Below are 20286 nucleotides of genomic sequence, written 5' to 3'. Positions count from 1 at the left end.
TCACCCGTTGGTGGGGAAGCCCAGGTTCACGCCGCCGTGCGACGGGTCGAGCCAGCGCGAGGTGACGACCTTGCCGCGGGTGTAGAAGTGGACGCCCTCGGTGCCGTGCACGTGCGTGTCACCGAACAGCGACGCCTTCCAGCCGCCGAAGCTGTAGAACGCCATCGGCACCGGGATCGGCACGTTGATGCCGATCATGCCGACCTCGACCTCGTTCTGGAAGCGCCGGGCCGCGCCGCCGTCGTTGGTGAAGATCGCGGTGCCGTTGCCGTACGCGCCGCCGTTGATGAGCTGCAGGCCCTCCTCGTACGAGCCGACGCGGACGATCGTCAGGACCGGGCCGAAGATCTCCTCGGTGTGCACCCGCGAGCCGGCCGGCACGTGGTCGAGCACGGTCGGGCCGAGCCAGAAGCCGGGCGTCTCCGACGCCTTGCCGCCGCCTTCGACACGCGTGTCCCGGCCGTCCACGACCAGCTTGGCGCCCTCCTCGACGCCGAGGTCGAGGTAGGAGGCGACCTTGTCGCGGTGCGCCTCGGTGACCAGCGGCCCCATCTCGGACCTGGGGTCGGAGCCGGGGCCGATCACCAGCTTGTCGACGCGCTCGACGATCTTCTGGACGAGCTCGTCGCCCACCGGGTCGACGGCCAGCACGACGGAGATCGCCATGCACCGCTCGCCGGCCGAGCCGAAGCCCGCCGACACGGCCGAGTCGGCGACCAGGTCGAGGTCGGCGTCGGGCAGGACGAGCATGTGGTTCTTGGCCCCGCCGAGCGCCTGCACCCGCTTGCCGTGGCTGGTGCCGGTCTCGTAGACGTACTTGGCGATGGGGGTCGAGCCGACGAAGGAGACGCCGCGCACGTCGGGGTGCTCCAGCAGCCGGTCGACGGCGACCTTGTCGCCCTGGACGACGTTGAAGACGCCGTCGGGCAGCCCGGCCTCCTGCCAGAGCCGCGCCATGAGCAGCGACGCGGACGGGTCCTTCTCCGACGGCTTGAGCACGAACGCGTTGCCGCAGGCGATCGCGATCGGGTACATCCACATCGGCACCATGGCCGGGAAGTTGAACGGCGTGATGCCGGCCACCACCCCGAGCGGCTGGCGCAGCGAATAGGAGTCGACCCGGGTCGAGACGCCCTCGGAGAAGCCGCCCTTGAGCAGGTGCGGGATCCCGCAGGCGAACTCCACGACCTCCAGGCCGCGAGCGACCTCGCCGAGCGCGTCGGAGTGCACCTTCCCGTGCTCGGCCGAGATGAGCGCGGCCAGTTCGTCGCGGTGGGCGTACATCAGCTCGCGGAAGCGGAACAGCACCTGCGCCCGCTTGGTCAGCGAGGCGTCCCGCCAGGCGGGGAAGGCCGCCACGGCGGCGGCCACGGCCGCGTCGACGTCGGCGGCCGAGGCCAGCGCGACGTGCCCGCTGACCTCGCCGGTCGACGGGTCGAAGATCTCCTGGGTACGGCTGTCGCCGTCCGTCAGAGCTCCGTTGATCCAGTGCTTGACAAACTTCACTGCGTCGCTGCCTCTGCGTTGATGACTTCCAGTGCGTGCACAATGATGCTCAAGCCCTCCGCGGCCTCGTCCACTGTGAGGGTGAGCGGCGGGGCCATGCGGATGGCGGTGCCGTACAGGCCGCCCTTGCCCGCGAGCAGGCCCGACTTCTTGGTCTCCTCCATGAACCGCGCGGCCTGCGCGGGGCTCTCCAGCTCGACGGCGAACATCAGGCCCTTGCCGCGCACGGCCTTGATGATCGGCAGCCGCTCGGCCGCCGCCCGCAGGCCATCGGCGATGATCTTGCCGGTCCTGGCGGCGTTGGCCTGGAGATCGTGGTCGAGCACGTAGTCGAGCGTGGCGTTGGCGGCGGCCATGGAGATCGGATTGCCGCCGAACGTGGCCAGGCCCACGGCGGGCAGGCTGTCCATCAGGTCGCCGCGGGCCACGACGCCACCGACCGCGAATCCGTTGCCCAGGCCCTTGGCGAAGGTCATCATGTCGGGCGTCACGCCGTGGTTCTGGATGCCGAAGAACGCGCTGCCGGTGCGTCCCCAGCCCGTCTGCACCTCGTCGGAGATGAACAGGATGCCCTGCTCGTCCAGGACCTCCTTGTAGGCGGCGAACAGCCCGTCGGGGGCCATCGTGAACCCGCCCACACCCTGGATGGGCTCGGCGATCAGCGCCGCCACGTCGTTGGAGACGGCCGTGGCCAGCACGTGGCGCAGGTCGTCGACGCAGGCCGCGATGTAGTCGGCGTCCGACAGACCCTTGAACTGGGTCAGGTGCCGGTCGGCCCCGTGCAGGAAGTGCACGTTCAGCGGGGAGAGCGAGTTGTTCTTCCACGTCCGGTTGGAGGTGACGCTGATCGCGCCGAAGCTGCGGCCGTGGTAGCTCTGCCGCATGGCGAGCACCTGGTCGCTCTTGCGCGCGTAGGTGGCCAGCAGCAGCGCGGTCTCGTTCGCCTCGGTGCCGGAGTTGGTGAAGAAGACCTTGGCATCGGGGATGCCGGAGAGCCTGGCGATCTTCTCCGCCAGCTCGATCTGGCCGCGCAGCAGGTAGACCGTACTGGTGTGGACGACTCCCGTGGCGAGCTGACGCTCGACGGCCTCGCGCACCTCGGGCACGTCGTACCCGATCATGTTGGTGAGGATGCCGGCGAAGAAGTCGAGGTAGCTCTTGCCATCGGCGTCGACGACGCGATTGCCCTTGCCACTGACGATCTCGATCGGCTCGTTGTAGTTGAGTGCCACCCAGTTGGGGATCACTGCCCGGTGGCGGGCGAGAAGCTCCGACATGCTTCGAGTATCCCGGCTCGTCATCGCCACACCCACCTCCAACGTGTCCACAGGACACCAAATCCCCTTACATGATGTCATGCAGACCCCTGCGCCAACTTCGACCATATGTCAGGACATAAGGACTTACAACTCCCGAGAACTCATATCGCGGTATCGGGTGAAAGGGGCTGACAGTATCGGCGACGGGAGTACCGGGTGGTTGTGGAAACAGAGTCGGCCGACGGCGGCGCGGTGTTGAGCGGCATGGACGACGCCGAGGTGATCCGGCGCTCCCACAGCGATCCGGGCGCTTTCGCCGCGCTGTTCGACCGGCACGCGCCCGCCTTACATCGCTACGTCACCCGCCGTCTGGGGGACTCGCTGGCCGACGACATCGTCGCGGAGACGTTCCTGGCCGCGTTCAGGCGGCGCGAACACTACGACCCCGGGCGCGCCGATGCCCGCCCCTGGCTGTACGGCATGGCCGCCAACCTCATCGGCCACCATCGCCGCCGGGAGGTCAGGTCCTACCTGGCGCTGGCCAGGACCGGGATCGACGAGGTGGCGGAGGGTTACACGGACCGGGTGGAGGCCCGCGTGTCGGCCTCGGCCGTGCACCGGGAGCTGGCCGAGGCGCTGGCCGCGCTCTCCGCCGACGACCGGGAGGTGCTCCTGCTGGTCGCCTGGGCGCAGCTCAGCTACGAGGAGGTCGCCAGGGCGCTCGACATCCCCCTCGGAACCGTCCGCTCCCGGCTGCACCGGGCCAGGAAACGCACCCGCGCCGCGCTGGGCGGCGTCGACCCCACCGCGATCACCGACGAGGAGGCCGACCGTGGATGACCTGAACCTGCTCCAGGGGCTACGCGCGGACGCGCCGGAGCCCGACGCGGCCCGGCTCGCGGCCCTGCGCGACCGCCTCACCTCGGCCACGACCGCGACGGTCTCGCCTCCTGAGCGGCGCCGGCTGTGGCGGCCCCTCGCCAGGCGCGCGCTGCTCGCCGGGACCCTGGCGGCCGGGCTGGTGGTCGCGCTGACATTCGCCGGGCCCGCCCACGAGAGCCGTCCCACGCGTCCGGCGCCCAGCATGCGCCCGGGCAGCCTCCTGCTGCTGGAGCAGGCGGCCACGGCGGTCGAGAACAAGACCTCCTCGACTCCGCGCCCCGACCAGTGGGTTTACACCAAGTCCAAGGTCGTGCAGCCCGGCGACGGCCGCGTGACCACCCAAGAGAGCTGGTTCAGATACGACGGAAAGCGCCGCGCCGACTTCTTGGACGGCGAGCTGAAGGTCTCCGATGTCCCGCCGGACCCGGACGACGACGACCTTTCGCCGCAGAAGTACCACGACAGGCTGACGGCCCTGCCGACCGAGCCCGACAAGCTGCTCGCGAAGGTCTCGCGCGACAGGCATTGGAGCGACCTGCCGAAAGAGGACCCAGGCGCCGGCGAGCCGGCCGACGACCGGGCGTATCGGGTCCTCTCGGTCTACCTGGAGCAGCAGGCCGTCATGCCGCCGAAGCTCGAGGCCGCGATCTTCCGGGCCATGGCGAGGATCCCCGGCGTCAAGATCGCCGTGGACGTCCCCGACGCGGAGGACCGGCTGGGCATCGGCGTCTACTACGAGCCGAAGGGGCAGCAGGTCACCACGGAGTACCTCGTCCTCGATCCGGCGACCTACCACCTGCTCGGCCGTCGCACGATCTGGAACCGCGACGAGTGGATCACCATGCCGGGCAAGGCACCGGAGCCGGCCTTCGAGGCGGGCAGCTTCTGGGCGTCCGCCGAGCTGAGGTCCGGCATCGTCGACAAGCCCGGGCAGATCCCCTAGGGGATCTCCCGTCCGCCCGCGGGCGTACGACCGCCTTGATCGCTACGCCCGCGAGGGCACCACGATTGCCCACCGGCGGCCGACGACCGGCCACCCCCCGCTCCCCCACCATCGAGTCATCACCGAAGAAGACTCAGGGAGAGCGGACATGACCATCACCGTGGACCACCGGCCCGACGTGCACCCCGGCCCGCCGAAGCTCGACCGCGAGCAGTTGCTCCGCGCCGAGCGGGACACGCTCGACACCCCGCGCATGAAGTACAGCCTGCTGGCCAAGATGATGTTCAAGCCCGTCGACCTCATGTACGGCAAGCAGGGCTCTTTCACCAAGTTCGCCATGCTGGAGATCATCGCCCGCGTGCCGTACCAGGCGTGGGAGCGCATGGGCTACTGGGCGGTGCACCGCCACGCGGGCCGCTCGGGCCTGGCCAGGCGGGTCTTCGAGCGCATCGTGGAGGCCCGCACCGATCAGGACAACGAGCAGTGGCACCTGCTGATCATGCAGGACCTCGTCCAGCGGCACGGCCTCAAGCAGAACTGGCTGCTGCACAAGGCGGCGCCGTGGCTGATCTCGTTCTTCTACTACCACGTGTCGTGGGTGCTGTTCCTGGTCCGGCCCGACTGGAGTTACCGGTTGAACGCGGAGTTCGAGGACCACGCGGAGCACGAGTACATGACGTTCGTGGCGGACAACCCCGGCCTGGACTTCGTCCCCGACCCGGGCACCTACGCCGCCGAGTACGGCCGCTACCACTCGGTGGCCGACCTGCTGCGACAGGTCGGCCACGACGAGCGGACACACAAACTGGACAGCCTGGAGGCCATGCGCGAGCCCCGCATCCGCTAGACCGGGGCGGACTGGGTGGTGTCGGCGGTGACTGCGGGAGCGGCCGGCCGCAGCACCGCGAGGGCGAGCAGCGCGGCCGCCACGCAGAACCCGGCCCCGACCCAGGAGCCGAAGTGCATCGCGTCGGTGAAGGCCGCGCGGGCGGGCTCCACGATGCCCAGGTTGAAGGCGCCGCCGATCGACTCCCTGGCCGCCTCGGGCGCGTCGGCGGGCATCGCCGAGGTGAACACCCCGGCCAGCACGCTGCCCAGGATGGCGATGCTCATGGCCATGCCGACCTGCTGCACGGTGTCGTTCAGCGCGGAGCCGACCCCCGCGTGCTCCATGGGGATGGCCCCCATCAGCGACGCGTAGGCCGCGGGCCCGGCGAGGCCGCCACCGACGCCCATGATCAGCAGCGCGGTGAGCACCGCGACGTAGCCGGTGGTCGTGGCGAGCACCACGAAACCGCCGCACATGACCACCAGCCCTGTGGAGATCAGCACCCGGTTGCTGGCCTTCTTGCCCAGTCCGGCGCCGACCACGTTGAACACGGTCGCGGCGATGGCGTACGGCAGCAGCGCCAGACCGGCCTGCATGGGCCCGTACCCGAGCACGAACTGCAGATACTGCGTCAGCATCAGCATCACGGCGCCGGCCCCGAACGACATCAGCAGGATCGAGAACGACGCCCCGCTGAAGTTGCGGTTCCTGAACAGTTCGAGCGGCAGCATCGGGTGGTCCGACCGTCGCTCCCAGATCACGAACGCGCCGAGCGCGACCACGGCGATGGCGATGCCGACCGGGTTCCACTCGCGCTCGATGATGACGTAGACGGCCGAGGTCAGGCCGATGATCGACAGCACCACGCCCACCGGGTCGATCTTCCGGCCCGCGCTGCGGGTCTCCGGCATCAGTGTCACGGCGGCGACGACCGCGATCAGCGCGATGGGGATGTTCAGCAGGAAGACCGAGCCCCACCAGTAGTGGTCGAGCAGGAAGCCGCCCAGCGTGGGGCCCGCGATCACCCCCACCATGGCGACGGCGCTCCACGCGGCCATGGCCTTGCGCCGCTCCTCCTCGTCGAAGACGGTCATCAGGATGGACAGTGTCGAGGGCATCAGCAGCGACCCGCCGATGCCCATGAGGGCCCGCGACCCGATCACCTGCCACGGCTCGGACGACAGCACCGCCAGCAGCGACGCGCCGCCGAAGAAGAGCAGGCCGATGATCAGGAACCGCCGGCGCCCGAACCGGTCGGACAGACTGCCCGCGGTTAACAGCAGACCGGCGTAGGCCAGCACGTAGGCGTCAATGATCCATTGGATGTCGCCGGGGCTCGCGCCCAGATCCTTGATCAGTTTGGGGATGGCCAGGTTGAGGACAGTGTTGTCGACGACCAGGACCAGGAGTGACAGACAGAGGACGCCGAGAATCCACCAACGACGGGGATCTCGCACAGTGTTCGATTCCACTCGCACACTGTACGACAAGCCTCGTACAGTGTGCGAGTGGAATTATCCTGGAGGCGTGACCAGCAAGCAGTACAACTCCGTGTGGTTCCGCGAGCCGCGCAAGCCGGCCAGCCCCGGCCCCGGTCGCAGCCGCGCAGAGATCGTCGCGGCCGCCATAGAGCTGCTCGACGACGAGGGCCTGGCCGGGCTGAGCATGCGCAAGCTGGGGGCGAAGCTCGGCGCGGGGGCGACCAGCCTCTACTGGTACGTGGCCAACAAGGACGAGCTGCTGGAGCTGGTCTACGACGAGATCTGGGGCGAGATGATGGCGCCTGACCCCGAGGAGGTGGGCTGGCGGGACGCCGCCTCGGTCATGGCCCACAGCATGCGCCAGGTGATCCTGCGGCATCGGTGGTCGGCCGACCTTATCGGCCGTCTGCCGGCGCTGGGGCCCAACGCGCTCATGATCTCCGACCAGACGCGCAAGACGTTCAAGCTGGCCGGATTCACCGGAGCGGACATCGACTACGCCAACGCGACGCTCACCGCCTTCGTGTTCGGCATGACGATCCCCGAGGTCGCCTGGGACACCGCGATGGCGGGCTACGACTACGACGGGGACGAGCTCCGCCAGACCGTCGCCAAGGCCGCGGCCGACTACCCCGACCTCTCGGACGCGATCAACACCGCCAACTACGAGGATCCCCGCGCGATGCGCGAGCTGTGCTTCGACTTCGGCCTCGTGTCGGTGCTCGACGGCCTTGAGAGGCGGCTGGTGACGTAGCAGGATCCCGAACATGAGCGATTTCCGTGCCGCACGTGACCTCCTCCTCGAAGCCGACTATCCGACGGCTCGCCGCGAGTTCCGCTGGCCGGAGCTGACGGACTTCAACTGGGCGCTCGACTGGTTCGACGGCGTCCTGGCCGCCGAGACCCCCGACGCGGTCGCGCTGAAGATCGTCGGCAAGGTCACCTACACCTTCGCCGAGCTGTCCGCCCGCTCCAACCAGGTGGCCAACTGGCTGCGCGAGCAGGGCGTACGACGGGGCGACCGGATCCTGCTCATGCTGGGCAACCAGGCCGAGCTATGGGAGTCGCTGCTGGCGGCCATGAAGCTGGGCGCGGTGATCATCCCGGCCACGACACTGCTGACCGCCAAGGACATAGTCGAGCGCGTCGAACGCGGCGGCGTCTCCCATGTGATCGCGAACGCCTCAGACGCGGGCAAGTTCGACGACGGCGGCTACACCAGGATCGCGGTCGGCGACGCCTACGGCTGGCTGCCCTACGCCGAGACCCGCGAGGCGGCCGCGGACTTCTCCCCCGACGGGCCGACCCGGGCCGGCGACACGCTGCTGCTCTACTTCACCTCGGGCACGACCTCGCAGCCCAAGCTGGTCGAGCACACGCACGCCTCCTATCCGGCGGGCCACCTGTCGACCATGTTCTGGATCGGGCTCAGGCCCGGCGACGTGCACCTCAACGTGTCCTCGCCCGGCTGGGCCAAGCACGCGTGGAGCAACGTGTTCGCGCCGTGGAACGCGGGCGCCACCGTGCTGATCCACGACTACCAGCGCTTCTCCGCCGTCGCCCTGCTGGAGGTGCTGCGCGACGAGCGGGTCACCACGTTCTGCGCGCCGCCCACCGTGTGGCGGATGCTCATCCAGGAGGACCTGGCTTCCTGGCGGCTGCCACTGCGTACGGCCGTCGCGGCGGGCGAGCCGCTCAACCCGGAGATCATCGACCAGGTCGCCAAGGCATGGGGGCTGACGATCAGGGACGGCTACGGCCAGACCGAGACCACCGCCCAGGTGGGCAACGTACCCGATGAGCCGGTCAAGCCGGGGTCGATGGGCCGGCCGCTGCCCGGCTACGACGTCGTGCTGCTCGACCCGATCACCGGCGAGGTGGGCGACGACGGCGAGATCTGCCTGCCGCTGACCGACCGCCCCCTCGGCCTCATGTCCGGATATGTCGGTGGATCTAGTGAGGCGATGCGGGGCGGCTACTACCACACGGGCGACGTCGCGACCCGTGACGGAGACGGCTACATCACCTACGTCGGCAGGACCGACGACGTCTTCAAGGCCTCCGACTACCGCATCTCACCCTTCGAGCTGGAGAGCGTCCTCCTGGAGCATGAGGCCGTCGCGGAGGCGGCCGTGGTGCCCGCGCCCGATCCGGTGCGGCTGGCCGTACCCAAGGCTTACGTGACGCTGGCGCCCGGGTTCGAGGCGGACGAGGCGACGGCCCGCTCCATCTTCGAGCACTCGCGGCGCGAACTGGCGCCGTACAAGCGCGTGCGCAGGCTGGAGTTCGGTGAGTTGCCCAAGACCATCTCCGGCAAGATCCGGAGAGTGGAGTTGCGGGAGCGGGCGGCCGCCCAGGAGTTCAGAGAGGACGAACTGGGCTCGTGACCGGCACTCTGTAAATGGTACCTATCCGATCTTACAGGCTGATCGGCTAGGCTCGGGCGCGTGCTGCCCACCATCGCCGACGTCCTCGCCCTGGACACCGTCCGCCGCGGTAACCCGCGCGTGGTCGCGGGCGGCGACCGGCTGGACACCAAGGTGCGGTGGGTGCACGTCGGCGAGATCGTCGACATCGCCCACCTGCTCCGTGGCGGGGAGCTGGTGCTCACCACGGGAGTGGCGCTGCCCGACGACCCGGAGAAGCTCGCCGACTACATCGGCGAGCTGTCCGCCGTCGGCGCCTCCGGGCTGATCGTCGAGCTGGGCCGCCGGTTCGTCCGCGAACTGCCCCGCGCGGTGGTCAAGACGGCGGAGGAGCACGGGCTGCCGCTGATCGTGCTGACCCGCGAGACGCCGTTCGTGCAGATCACCGAGTCCGTACACGAGCGGATCATCGACATCCAGCTGGAGGAGCTGCGCGCCTCCGAGCAGCTGCACGAGGTCTTCACCGAGCTGTCCGTGGAGGGCGCCTCGCCCGCCGAGGTGCTCGTCCAGGTGGCCCGGTTGTCCAGCCGCCCGGTCCTGCTGGAGAACCTCGCCCACCAGGTGCTGGCCTGCGAGTCCGCGGGCCGCGACGCCGGCGCGCTGCTGGCCGGCTGGGAGAGCAGGTCACGCGCGGTCGCACCGGCCGAGCGGACCGCCTACGACGCCGCCTCCGGCTGGCTGGTCACCACGGTCGGCGCGCGCGGACAGGACTGGGGGCGGCTGATCCTGATCTGCGAGAGGCCGCCGTCGCCCCGCGACCTGGTGCTCGCCGAGCGCGCCGCCACCACGCTCGCCCTGGGCCGCCTGCTCGAACGCCACCAGGAGTCCCTCGAACGCCAGGCGCACGGCACGATCATCACCGGCATCCTCACCCACGCCTACGCCGATCCGGACGAGGCCGCCGCCCGCGCCCGCGCCGTGGGCGTGCCGCTCACCGGGCGCAAGCTGGTCAGCGTCGTCATCCGGCCGACCGAGCCCGTCGAGCAGGCGCTCGACGGGCAGGCGCAGCTCGGCGAGCTGGCCGAGGCCACCGCCGCCGCCTGCCGCGACGCCCGGCTGCCCGCCCTCGTGGGCGCGCTCGACCAGGACCGCGTCGGCGTCCTGCTCCCCCTGCCCCCACGCTCGGGCGCCGAGCCCGCGCTGACGGCGCTCGCCGATCGGCTGCGCGTCCTGTGGAAGCCCGGCGCCGCGTTCGTCCTGGCCTCGGGCTCGGTGGTGGAGTCGATCAGGGACGTACGCCGCAGCTTCCTCGAAGCCGAGCAGGTGGCCGACGTGGCCGTCCGGCAGCCCGACGGCCGGGCCTTCTACCGGCTGCCCGACCTGCGCCTGCGCGGGCTGCTCCACCTGCTGCGCGACGACGCCAGGCTGCAGACGTTCGCCGAGCGGGAGCTCGGACCGCTGCTGGCGCACGACGCGCAGCGGGGCGGCGACCTGGCCCGCATCCTGCGCATCTACCTGGACGCGGGGCGCAACAAGGCGGTGGCCGCCCAGAAGGCCCACCTGTCCAGGCCCGCCTTCTACGACCGGCTGCGCCGCCTCGAACGCATCCTCGACACCGACCTGGACGACGTCGAGTCGTGCCTGTCCCTGCACGTGGCGCTGCTGGCGCTGGAGTCGTTCCGCCGGGACAGCAGATAACATTTCGGCTTACCGTCGCGATGTGCCCTTATTCGGTAATCCCCTGGAAGCGGCGGCGCACCGCCTGTCGATCCTGCCCCCGATGCTCGACTACTTCGGCGTCATGGGCCTGCACGCGCTGATCGCGGGGATGCGGCTCGGCCTCTTCGACGCCCTGCGCGGCGGCCCCGCGACCGCCGCCGACCTCGCGGGCTCGCTCGGCCTGAACCCGCACGCGACGGACGTGCTGCTGCGCGGGCTGGCCGGCCTCGGCTACCTGCGCGCCAGACGCGGCCGCTACCGGCTGACCCGCACGGCGCGCGTCTGGCTCACCGCCGACTCCCCCGCCTGCCTGGTCGAGGGCCTGTACTTCTGGGAGCGTACCGCCTGCGTGATCTGGCCCCAGCTCGAACGGACCGTACGTGACGGATCGCCCATCACCTCGCTGTACGCGCTGACGGAGAGCGAGCCCGAGCTGTCGCGCTCGTTCCAGGCGTGGACCGCCGCCGTAGCCGGCCGCCAGGCTCCCGCCATCGCGGCCGCCATCCCGGTCCCCGCGGGCGCCACGCGGATGCTGGACGTGGGCGGCGGCCATGCCCTTTACAGCGTAGAGCTGCTGCGACGGCACCCGGGACTGCGTGGCACGGTGATCGACCTGCCCGAGGCCCTCGCCTCGGCGGCGGCCCACCCCCGGCTGACGCTGCGGGCCGGCTCGTTCCTCGACGAGGACCTGGGTGGCGGGTACGACGTGATCCTGCTGTTCAACGTCATGCACTGTCTGAACGACCAGGAGGTGGGCACCCTGCTGGGGCGGCTTGCCAAGGCGCTCAACCCCGGCGGCACAATCGCGATCGGCGACCAGTTCGGTGACAGCCTCATGCCGGGCCGGGCCAGCCGCACCCTGCTCCACCTGCTCCACCTCAACTACCTGGTGGCGGGCGGCGGCCGGATACGTGACTACAAGGAAGTGGCCCGCCTGCTCAGGGAGGCCGGATTCACCAGACCGCGGCACCGCCGCCCCCTGAGATCCCCGGCCACCGAACTGGCCATCGCCAGAGGGCCGCGCTAAAAACCACGCTAAACCCCTCGCCTAGAAGCCCATCGCCGCTCGTACCTCCCCGAGGGTGACGATCGCCCGCTCACGGGCGCGCTCGTTGCCGTCCATCAGCACCTGCCTGGCATCGGCCGCCGAGTGCTCAAGGCGACGCTTCCTCATCGGGCGCAGGAACTCGTTGACCGCCTCCGTGACCAGCCGTTTCAGCGCGGCAGCCCCGCCGTTCCCGATCTCGTCGGCGATGGACTCGGGCGCGCGGCCGAGGCAGAGGCCGGCCAAGGTGAGCAGGTTCGCCACCTCCGGCCGGTTCGCCTCGTCGAAGGTGATGAGCCGCTCGGAGTCGGTACGGGCCGCGCGGATCAGCGCCGCCGTCTCGTCCTCGGTGGCGGACAGGGCTATCGCGTTGCCCCGGCTCTTGCTCATCTTGCCGCCGTCGAGGCCCTTGAGCAGCGGCCGCGCGCCCATCATCGCCTCCGGCACCGGGAAGACGGGCCCGTAGCGCTCGTTGAAGCGCCGCGCCACCAGCCGTGTCACCTCGACGTGCGGCAGCTGGTCCTTGCCGACCGGCACCAGCGTGCCCTTGCAGAACAGGATGTCGGCCGCCTGATGCACCGGGTAGGTGAACATCAGGCCGTTGACCGCCTGCTGCGTACTGTGCGCGATCTCGTCCTTGACGGTGGGGTTGCGGCTCAATTCGGCCACGGACACCAGGCTGAGGAAGGGCAGCAGCAGCTGGTTCAGCTCAGGGATCGCGCTGTGCTGGAAGATCGTCACCTTCGCGGGGTCGAGCCCGATGGCGAGATAGTCGAGGACCAAGCTGGTGATGTTCTGCTGGATCGCGCCGGGAAGATCCCGATCGGTGATCACCTGATAGTCGGCGACCAGCACGTACATCGGGTGGACGTCCTGCAGGGCGACGCGGTTGGCCAGCGTGCCGAAGTAGTGGCCCAGGTGGAGCGGCCCTGTCGGGCGGTCTCCGGTGAGCACGACGTGGTCCATCATGGGTTCCTTTCTTCAGGTCATGCCGTCCTGAAGAAGAACCCACGCGCCGGGCCCGTCCTGAGGACGGCCCGAGCATGCGGAGATCAGCGGCCGTCTGTCGGCCGCCACCACATGCTGATGCGTGTCATGCGCTCCATTGTAGTTGCAGGGGTAGGCGCAAGCCGCACAGAACCCAGAAGCTGTGCGGCTTGCGCCGGCTCGTAGTCACTCGTGAGGATCGCGCGTCACGACGGGGCGGGTCCGGTCGTCGGGATACATCACCCATCCGCGCGGACGGGTGACGAACGCGCCCAGGATGAACCCCAGAACCACGCTCGCGATGATCACAAGGAGGATGTTCAGCCCCATCACGGCTGCCTCTCGGACTGGTACGCCGCTCGGTCGCGGCCTACCGCACGGTAACGCCGCGCCCACAGTGCGCGCAGGAAAATCCCCCGAGGGATGTCAATCTTGTAACCTCTCAGACCGTTTAGCGTGTTTCCCCGCCTCCGCCACCATGATCTCGCCAGGATGGGTCGGTCCCTTTGCCCGCCCTCTGGAGTTTTCATGTCTCGACGCACCCTCGCCGTCGGCTTCTCGCTAGCCACGGTCCTCACGGCGACGGCTGTCCCCAGCGCAGCCGCCGAGCAGGTTTCGGTCTCGTTCCCCTCGGCCAAGTTCCCGCTGGGCGTGCCGGCCGTACCGGCCAAGACGATGACCAGCGTGGCGCCGGGCATCGACCTCTGGAACGTGAAGGCGGGCAAGGCGACCGACGGCTTCACCGTCACGGTCCTGATGCCGAGCGGCCGCGACTACGGCATGCAGCAGACGGCCGAGGCCAAGGTCGCCGAGGTCGAGGCCACGGGCGAGACGGCCAGCCTGCAGAAGGTCGTCCGGCCGAAGGTCGCCGACGCCGACGCCCAGACCGTCTACATGGTGCGGGTCGGCCTCTGGAAGTTTGAGGAGAAGGACAAGGCCGCCGAGACGGCCAAGAAGCTCAAGGACGCCGGTCTGAAGGTCAGGGTCGACTACGTCGGCGACGACGGCATGAAGACCACCGGGCCCTGGGACGTCAAGGTGGTCATGATCGACGCCAGGAAGTTCCGCGGCTCGTACAGCTCCACGCTCGGCACCAGCGTCGCCGCCCGCGAGACCGTCTCCTCGATGGCCAAGGCCAACAAGGCACTCGCGGCCGTGAACGGCGGCTTCTTCAACATCCACACCGCCAAGAACCTGCGCGGCGAGCCGGTCGGCATCTCGGTGGTCGGCGGCAGACTGCTCAGCGAGGCCGTACCGGGCCGCTCGGCCGTCGTGCTCAAGGGCCGTACGGCCCGCATCACCGAGCTCAAGTCGACCGTGACCGCGATCGCGCAGGACGGCCAGAAACTGGTGGTCAACGGCGTCAACCGCGCCGCGGCAGCGGACGAGCTGATCCTCTACACCGCGGAGTACGGCGCCAAGACCCCCACGGACAACGGCGCCGACGCCGTACTCGACGCCAACGACAAGGTCGTGGCACTACGCGCGCCGGGCGCCGAGGTACCGGCCGGCTCCCGGGTCCTGCACGGCTCCGCCGGAATCGCCGCCGAATGGCTGAACGCGCACGCGGCGGAAGGCGGAACCGTCAAGATCGACACCAAGGTCGTGGACGTACGGGCGGGCAAGGCACTCAAGCTGACCCCCGACCTCAGCGTGATCGGCGGAAACGTCGGCCTGGTCAGGAACGGGCACGTCAAGATCACCGCCAAGCGTGACGGCCACGACTCCGTGAACATGATCCTCCGCCGCCACCCGCGCACGCTGCTGGGCACCACCCGCAACGGCAGCCTGATCCTGGCGACCATCGACGGCCGGCAGCCCGGCGTGTCGGTGGGGGCCAACTTCATCGAGGCGGCCCAGTTCATGCGCTGGCTGGGCGCCAACCAGGCGGTCAACCTGGATGGTGGTGGCTCCACCGCGATGGTGGTGGGCAACAAGCTGGTCAACCGCCCGTCCGACGGGGTGGAGCGCGGCGTCGGCGACGCCCTACTGATCCTGCCGAAGTAACCACCCGCTCGCCCCCGAACGGGACCCCTTCCGGGACGGACCGCCCACCCCCCGGAAGGGGATATCCCACCCAGGGACCCCAACCACCACGGACCGCCCCTTCCGCTCCCCCGGAAGGGGAATCCCTCCCCAGGGCCCCACCCACGACGGACCGTCCTCCTCCGCCCCCCGGAAGCGGGAATCCCACCTGAGGGCCCCAACCACGACGGACCGTCTCTTCCATTCCCCGAAGGGGGTATTCCTCCGAGGGACCCCAGCCACGACGAACGGCCACAGGGCTCGAGACGGTCGCGTGACGGACCACCCGGCGAACCAGTGGTCACCGGCACCAGCCAGGCAAACGCGACCCGGCCAGGTGAGCGCGAGCTAAGCCGCGCCCACCCAGATCACCAGCGAGCCAGGCAACGGCCCTTCAGCGTCCTGCGACCCATCAACCCGCCGCGCGCTCCACCAGCGGCCGCCGACGCCGAGCGGGGTCCGACAGCGTCGCCGGGGTCCAAGCGCCGTCCGGGTGGTAGACGTTGGTCCCCGGCGGCACAATCTCGTCGATCCGGTCAAGAACCGCGTCGTCGAGCGTAAGCGAGGCCCCCTTCAGCAACGACTCCAGCTGCTCCATGGTCCTCGGCCCAGTGATCACCGACGTGACCCCAGGATGCGCCGCACAGAAGGCCACGGCAAGCTCAGGGAGCGAGCACCCGAGACCGTCCGCGACCTCGGCCAGCTCCTCCACCGCGTCGAACTTGGCCACGTTCCCGGGGATGGAGGGGTCGAACCGGGCCGGCGTGAGCGAGGCACGGCCGGTGGTGAGATCGACGGCCTGCCCCTTCCTGTACTTGCCGCTCAGGAAGCCGGACGCGAGCGGGCTCCAGGTCAGCACCCCCATCCCGAGGCGCTGGCAGACCGGCAGCACCGAGGCCTCGATCCCCCGGGCGAGCAGCGAATAGGGCGGCTGCTCGGTCCTGAACCTCTGAAGGCCCCGGCGCTCGGCGACGTGATACGCCTCGACGATCTCGTCGGCCGGAAAGGTCGAGCAGCCGAAGGCGCGGATCTTCCCCGCGCGTACCAGGTCGGTCAGCGCGGAGAGCGTCTCTTCGATGTCGGTCGTGTGGTCGGGACGATGCACCTGGTAGAGGTCGATCCAGTCGGTCCGGAGACGCCGCAGGCTCTCCTCGACCTCCTTGACGATCCAGCGCCGCGAATTGCCGCCCCGGTTGCGGCCCTCCCCCATGGGAAAGTGCACCTTGGTGGCGAGCACGACCTCGTCGCGGCGTCCCTCGAGCGCCTTGCCGACGATCTCCTCGGACTCACCCGCGGAGTACATGTCCGCGGTGTCGATGAAGTTGATCCCCCGGTCGAGCGCGGCATGAATGATGCGGACACACTCATCGTGGTCCTTGTTGCCGACAGCCCCGAACATCATCGCGCCGAGACAGTGGACGCTTACTTCTATGCCGGTGCCGCCCAGAGTGCGGTAACGCATGGTCATGCGCGGCATCCTAGGATCTGGAGTCGACTCTAGATCAAGCCCTAACCTGTACGACATGCCGGATATTTTGAGCATTGGGCAGGTCGCGGAGCGGACCGGGTTGAGCATCCACACGCTGCGCTTCTACGAGCGCGAGGGCATCCTGCACAGTCCGGTGCGCCGCGGGGCCGGCGGGAACCGCGTCTACAGCGAGCAGGACATCGAGTGGCTGACCTTGTGCATGGTCCTGCGCGCCTCCGACATGCCGCTGGCGGCGATCCGCCGCTACACCGAGCTAGTCAGGGAGGGCGCGGGGAACGAGGCGGAACGACTCGCCCTGCTGAGACGGCACCGCGAGTATCTGATCACCCAGATGGCGAACCTCAACGAGTGCATGGACCTGATCAACTACAAGGTCGGGGTGTACGAGGACCTCATCGACGAGGGCGCGGCCGACCACTCGTGCAACAGGGAAACTCTCCCGGCGGACGAAGGGCCAGGCTAGGGCACTATTGAGGAATCTCGGCACCCGACGGCAGGCCGTCCGCGACATAGGCGTCGTAGTGCTCACGCCACGACTCGGCGCTCTTGCCGTGCGGCCCGTCGGCCGACTGCCCGGCCACGACCTTGTCCAGCTCGGCCAGGCAGACCGCCCATCCCGCCGCGTTGCGCGCCGCCGCGTCCTGCGCCTGGATCACGTTGACCAGCGTGAACGTACACCCACCAGCACCGTCCGGCGCCAACTCCAGCCGCAACTCGTCACCGCCCCACGTGAAAGCGAAGCGCCGCGGCGGATCCCAGGCCAGGATGGTGCCGGTGATGCTGTCCATATGCGGGTCGCCAGAGAACTCGATCTTCCCGCCTTCCCGCGCGTCCATCGTCACGTTCTGCGGGAACCAGTGAGTCAGCTCGCCCGGCTCGGTCACCGCCCGCCACACCCGCTCGATCGGGTGGGGGTACGTGCGCTGGAAGCGTACGGCCGGCCGGCCGTCGATCTCGACGTATGTTCCGCGGTCCATCATGACTCCTTGCCTATGTCTGCGCCTGTGCCCATCTCATCGAGGTGGCGCCCGAGGGTGTCGAGCCGGTCGTTCCAGAGCCGCCGGTACGGGGCCAGCCACTGATCGAGCTCGGCGATCGGCTCCAGATCAATCGCGTAGATGCGACGCTGCGCGTCCTTGCGCACCCGGACCAGCCCCGCCGCCCGGAGCACCCGGAGATGCTTGGACGCGGTCGGCTGGGTGACACCTAGCTCGTCGACCAGCTCCGTGACCGACCGATCACGCTCACGCAGCAGATCGAGCACCGCTCGCCGATGGGGATCCACGAGAGCCGCCCAGATCACATCGCTCATACCACCCAACATACCTCAAGGCGTATGTACGCATCAAGGCATGTAGCACTAACGCGGGTCGGGGAGGCTCTTCCTACCCACGTCCAGAAACCGAGCGACCAGCGGATTCGCATCATCCGGCCGCCAGCACATGGCCACCGTGGTCCGCGCGCTGTCCGGCTCGATCCGGCGATAGGCCACCCCCTTGAGCCTGATCCGCCGCACGCTCGCCGGGGCAAGGGACACCCCGAGCCCCGCCTCGACCAGCGCGGAGACGGTCGCCCACTCCACCGCGTACTGACCGATACGCGGCTCGAACCCCACCGACCGGCACAGACCCACGATCCGATCGTGAACCGTCGGCCCCGCGTCCCGGTTCAGCAGCACGAACGGCTCCTCCGCCAGCGCCGCGACAGGAACCACCCGCCGATCGGCAAGAACATGACCAACCGGCAGAACCACCACGAACTCCTCCGAGAGCACAACCTCGGCGGCCAGCCCCGGATCGTCAGGCGGCTCCCGCAGGAGCCCGACGTCGATCGAACGCTCAAGGAGCGCGGCCACCTGCGGCGCCGTCGTCATCTCCCTGATCTCCATCTCGACCCCGGGATAGCGATCCCGATAGGCCCGCAGCATCCCCGGCAGGATCGTCAACGCCAGCGACGCCGCGAACCCGACCCGAATGCGCCCGGCCTCTCCCCCACCGACGCGCCGCGCCGCCTCCAGCCCGTCCGCTATCTCGCCGAGCGCACGCCGAGCGGCAGGCAGCAGTTCGTGCCCCGCCGACGTCAGAACGACCCCACTAGCCCTTCGCTCGAACAGCGGATGCCCCACTCTCTCCTCCAGCCGCCTGATCTGCTGGCTCAAGGGCGGCTGCGCGACACCCAGTCGTACGGCGGCCCGCCCGAAGTGCAGTTCCTCGGCCAGAACGGCGAACGCGTAGAGCTGATGCAGCGCAAGTTGAGGGCGTTCCATACGCGCAGAGATATCACATCATTCGCTGAAACGACTTAGACGTATCACAGCAGTTCCCCTACGGTTCGGCGTATGACAGAAGCAAGACGCGCGATCTTCAGCGGCTCCACCTTCGAGGAGCAGATCGGATATGCCCGAGCCGTGGTGGACGGCGACTGGGTCCACGTCTCGGGGACCACCGGGTTCGACTATGCAACCATGACGATCTCCGACGACGTGGTCGAACAGGCCGAACAGTGCCTGCGCAACGTCGGGACCGCGCTGACGGAAGCAGGCTGTACGTTCGCCGACGTCGTCCGGGTCCGCTACCTGCTGCCCGACCGGGAGGACTTCGAGCCGTGCTGGCCGACCCTCCGCCGCTACTTCGGCGAGATCCGCCCGTCGGCGACGATGCTCGTGTGCGGCCTGTCCGATCCCCGCATACGCTTCGAGATCGAGGTGTACGCACGACTCCGCCGAGCGGTTTCGGTGTGAGCGGGCACAACTCCGCCTAGCAGTTGCGGTATGAGCGGGCACGACTCCGCGGCGCGGTACCAGTGCGGGCCACACGGTTCCGCCAGTCCGGTACCAGCGTGAGCGAACACGTGGCTCCACCAGGTCGGTTTCAGCGTGCGGCTACGTCGGGCCCGAAACCCGTGAGAGCGCACACGCGGCTCCGCCAAGCTGGTTCCCATAGGAGCGCATGCGCGAATCCCCGCGCTTGATCACCACCCCCAGCGCCGCTCCCTTCCACTATTTCCCTTATTTCCCTGCACCCGCGAAACCGCGTCCGAGTCGCCCGAGCACGGCACCCCGGGACCGCACAAGGGGAGGCCACGAGGGGCGGCCACACGTGTGGAGAAGGAAAAGGCGGGACACATTGGCGGCAGCTGGCCATAGCGTGGCCGCCACTGCCGCAAGCTTGCGGACAAGCCGTACAAGCCGTACATGTAGGCGTGCAGGCAGCCGTACAAGCAGAGGGGCCGACCCGGATGTACCAGGTCGGCCCTCTCAGTCGCACATTCACACCACGGCGCATCTCAAAGCACGACCAGCTCACAGCACGGGCGCAGTTCACAGCACGGCACACCTGATCCGGACAGGGACGCGAGCCGACCAGCGCCCCGACATCGTGTCGTACGCGTACGCGTCGGCGTTGTGGCGTACGCGTCGGCGTTGGCGTAGGCCGGCTTGCCGGGGCCGGAGCAGTCGAACCTACCGGTCTTCTAGCCGAAGCTGCCCCCGCGGAATCGCTGTTGGAGTTGGCGGTCGACGCTGCCGTTCCAGTACACCGCGTCAACGCGAAAAGAGGCCCAACGCACAACGCGCAAAACCCCGCAGCGCGCAAGGCCCCGCAACGCGTGAGGCCCCTGAAACGCGGAAAAGGGCCCCACGCGTGTGCGTGGAGCCCTTCCCCGTCTTCAAAGATTGTCCGGCGGTGACCTACTCTCCCACACCCTCCCGAGTGCAGTACCATCGGCGCTGGGAAGCTTAACTTCCGGGTTCGGAA

General features: G+C 69.2%; 19 protein-coding genes and 1 rRNA gene. 10 read left to right on the top strand and 10 right to left on the bottom strand.

Features of this window, described 5'->3' with window-relative positions:
• Positions 1–1506, bottom strand: a complete 1506-nt coding sequence (locus tag AB0C30_RS21330; RefSeq protein ID WP_357946423.1) for a CoA-acylating methylmalonate-semialdehyde dehydrogenase — start codon at positions 1504–1506, stop codon at positions 1–3.
• Entirely contained in the window at positions 1503–2783 is a 1281-nt protein-coding gene (locus AB0C30_RS21325; protein WP_357946421.1) for an aspartate aminotransferase family protein, read from the bottom strand. The genes AB0C30_RS21330 and AB0C30_RS21325 overlap by 4 nt, the downstream gene beginning before the upstream one ends.
• Before the next feature lie 198 nt (positions 2784–2981).
• On the opposite strand from AB0C30_RS21325, the gene AB0C30_RS21320 reads away from it, so the two are divergent.
• The 3 genes from AB0C30_RS21320 to AB0C30_RS21310 all read left to right on the top strand — a co-directional run bounded on the left by AB0C30_RS21320 (position 2982) and on the right by AB0C30_RS21310 (position 5437).
• Positions 2982–3605, top strand: coding sequence for an RNA polymerase sigma factor (locus AB0C30_RS21320; RefSeq protein ID WP_357946418.1), 624 nt, complete (start codon positions 2982–2984; stop codon positions 3603–3605).
• Positions 3598–4590: a CU044_5270 family protein gene (locus AB0C30_RS21315; RefSeq protein ID WP_357946416.1), complete on the top strand. Its 993-nt coding sequence runs from the start codon at positions 3598–3600 to the stop codon at positions 4588–4590. The genes AB0C30_RS21320 and AB0C30_RS21315 overlap by 8 nt, the downstream gene beginning before the upstream one ends.
• Positions 4591–4738: 148 nt before the next feature.
• A complete protein-coding gene (locus AB0C30_RS21310) occupies positions 4739–5437 on the top strand; it encodes an alternative oxidase (protein WP_357946414.1) in 699 nt (232 codons plus the stop codon).
• Here the strand turns inward: AB0C30_RS21310 and AB0C30_RS21305 are convergent.
• Positions 5434–6891: an MFS transporter gene (locus tag AB0C30_RS21305; RefSeq protein ID WP_357946411.1), complete on the bottom strand. Its 1458-nt coding sequence runs from the start codon at positions 6889–6891 to the stop codon at positions 5434–5436. The two genes, AB0C30_RS21310 and AB0C30_RS21305, sit on opposite strands and share 4 nt — an antisense overlap.
• 55 nt (positions 6892–6946) lie before the next feature.
• Between AB0C30_RS21305 and AB0C30_RS21300 the strand changes: the two genes are divergently transcribed.
• Genes AB0C30_RS21300 through AB0C30_RS21285 form a run of 4 tightly spaced genes read left to right on the top strand, consistent with a single transcriptional unit; the run spans position 6947 to position 12012 of the window.
• A complete protein-coding gene (locus tag AB0C30_RS21300; RefSeq protein ID WP_357946409.1) occupies positions 6947–7654 on the top strand; it encodes a TetR/AcrR family transcriptional regulator in 708 nt (235 codons plus the stop codon).
• Positions 7655–7667: 13 nt separating this feature from the next.
• Positions 7668–9287: an AMP-binding protein gene (locus tag AB0C30_RS21295; protein WP_357946406.1), complete on the top strand. Its 1620-nt coding sequence runs from the start codon at positions 7668–7670 to the stop codon at positions 9285–9287.
• A gap of 60 nt (positions 9288–9347) precedes the next feature.
• Positions 9348–10964, top strand: a complete 1617-nt coding sequence (locus AB0C30_RS21290; RefSeq protein ID WP_357946404.1) for a PucR family transcriptional regulator ligand-binding domain-containing protein — start codon at positions 9348–9350, stop codon at positions 10962–10964.
• Between the two features lie 22 nt (positions 10965–10986).
• A complete protein-coding gene (locus tag AB0C30_RS21285; protein WP_357946402.1) occupies positions 10987–12012 on the top strand; it encodes a methyltransferase in 1026 nt (341 codons plus the stop codon).
• A gap of 21 nt (positions 12013–12033) precedes the next feature.
• Here the strand turns inward: AB0C30_RS21285 and trpS are convergent, their stop codons facing one another.
• Together trpS and AB0C30_RS21275 are read right to left on the bottom strand one after the other, a co-directional pair.
• Positions 12034–12996: a tryptophan--tRNA ligase gene (gene trpS, locus AB0C30_RS21280; RefSeq protein WP_357948103.1), complete on the bottom strand. Its 963-nt coding sequence runs from the start codon at positions 12994–12996 to the stop codon at positions 12034–12036.
• Between the two features lie 207 nt (positions 12997–13203).
• Positions 13204–13347 (bottom strand): hypothetical protein, encoded by a 144-nt coding sequence (locus tag AB0C30_RS21275; protein ID WP_357946400.1) that lies wholly within the window; start codon positions 13345–13347, stop codon positions 13204–13206.
• A 198-nt stretch (positions 13348–13545) separates the two neighbouring features.
• Here AB0C30_RS21275 and AB0C30_RS21270 point away from each other — a divergent pair, with 198 nt between their 5' ends.
• Positions 13546–15024 (top strand): phosphodiester glycosidase family protein, encoded by a 1479-nt coding sequence (locus AB0C30_RS21270; protein WP_357946398.1) that lies wholly within the window; start codon positions 13546–13548, stop codon positions 15022–15024.
• 430 nt (positions 15025–15454) lie between these two features.
• Here the strand turns inward: AB0C30_RS21270 and AB0C30_RS21265 are convergent, their stop codons facing one another.
• Positions 15455–16510: an aldo/keto reductase gene (locus AB0C30_RS21265; RefSeq protein WP_357946395.1), complete on the bottom strand. Its 1056-nt coding sequence runs from the start codon at positions 16508–16510 to the stop codon at positions 15455–15457.
• Positions 16511–16565: 55 nt separating this feature from the next.
• Between AB0C30_RS21265 and AB0C30_RS21260 the strand changes: the two genes are divergently transcribed.
• Positions 16566–16994 (top strand): MerR family transcriptional regulator, encoded by a 429-nt coding sequence (locus AB0C30_RS21260; protein ID WP_357946392.1) that lies wholly within the window; start codon positions 16566–16568, stop codon positions 16992–16994.
• Positions 16995–16998: 4 nt separating this feature from the next.
• Here AB0C30_RS21260 and AB0C30_RS21255 read toward each other — a convergent pair whose 3' ends face one another.
• Genes AB0C30_RS21255 through AB0C30_RS21245 form a run of 3 tightly spaced genes read right to left on the bottom strand, consistent with a single transcriptional unit; the run spans position 16999 to position 18797 of the window.
• Positions 16999–17511 carry an SRPBCC family protein gene (locus tag AB0C30_RS21255; protein ID WP_357946389.1) on the bottom strand — a complete coding sequence of 171 codons (513 nt, stop codon included), beginning with the start codon at positions 17509–17511 and terminating at the stop codon, positions 16999–17001.
• The gene (locus tag AB0C30_RS21250) at positions 17508–17843 is read right to left on the bottom strand and encodes a metalloregulator ArsR/SmtB family transcription factor (RefSeq protein ID WP_357946386.1); all 336 of its coding nucleotides are present in this window, start codon (positions 17841–17843) and stop codon (positions 17508–17510) included. The genes AB0C30_RS21255 and AB0C30_RS21250 overlap by 4 nt, the downstream gene beginning before the upstream one ends.
• 48 nt (positions 17844–17891) lie before the next feature.
• On the bottom strand, positions 17892–18797 hold the full coding sequence (locus AB0C30_RS21245; protein WP_357946383.1) for a LysR family transcriptional regulator: 906 nt from the start codon (positions 18795–18797) through the stop codon (positions 17892–17894).
• A gap of 72 nt (positions 18798–18869) precedes the next feature.
• Here AB0C30_RS21245 and AB0C30_RS21240 point away from each other — a divergent pair, with 72 nt between their 5' ends.
• Positions 18870–19271, top strand: a complete 402-nt coding sequence (locus AB0C30_RS21240; RefSeq protein WP_357946380.1) for a RidA family protein — start codon at positions 18870–18872, stop codon at positions 19269–19271.
• Positions 19272–20206: 935 nt separating this feature from the next.
• Here AB0C30_RS21240 and rrf read toward each other — a convergent pair.
• Positions 20207–20286, bottom strand: a 5S ribosomal RNA gene (gene rrf, locus AB0C30_RS21235); the annotation flags it as partial.

This window comes from Nonomuraea sp. NPDC048901 (assembly GCF_040649695.1).
Taxonomy (GTDB): domain Bacteria; phylum Actinomycetota; class Actinomycetes; order Streptosporangiales; family Streptosporangiaceae; genus Nonomuraea.
The sequence above is the reverse complement of the archived record's forward strand: the minus strand, read 5'-3'. Positions and strand labels throughout refer to the sequence as shown.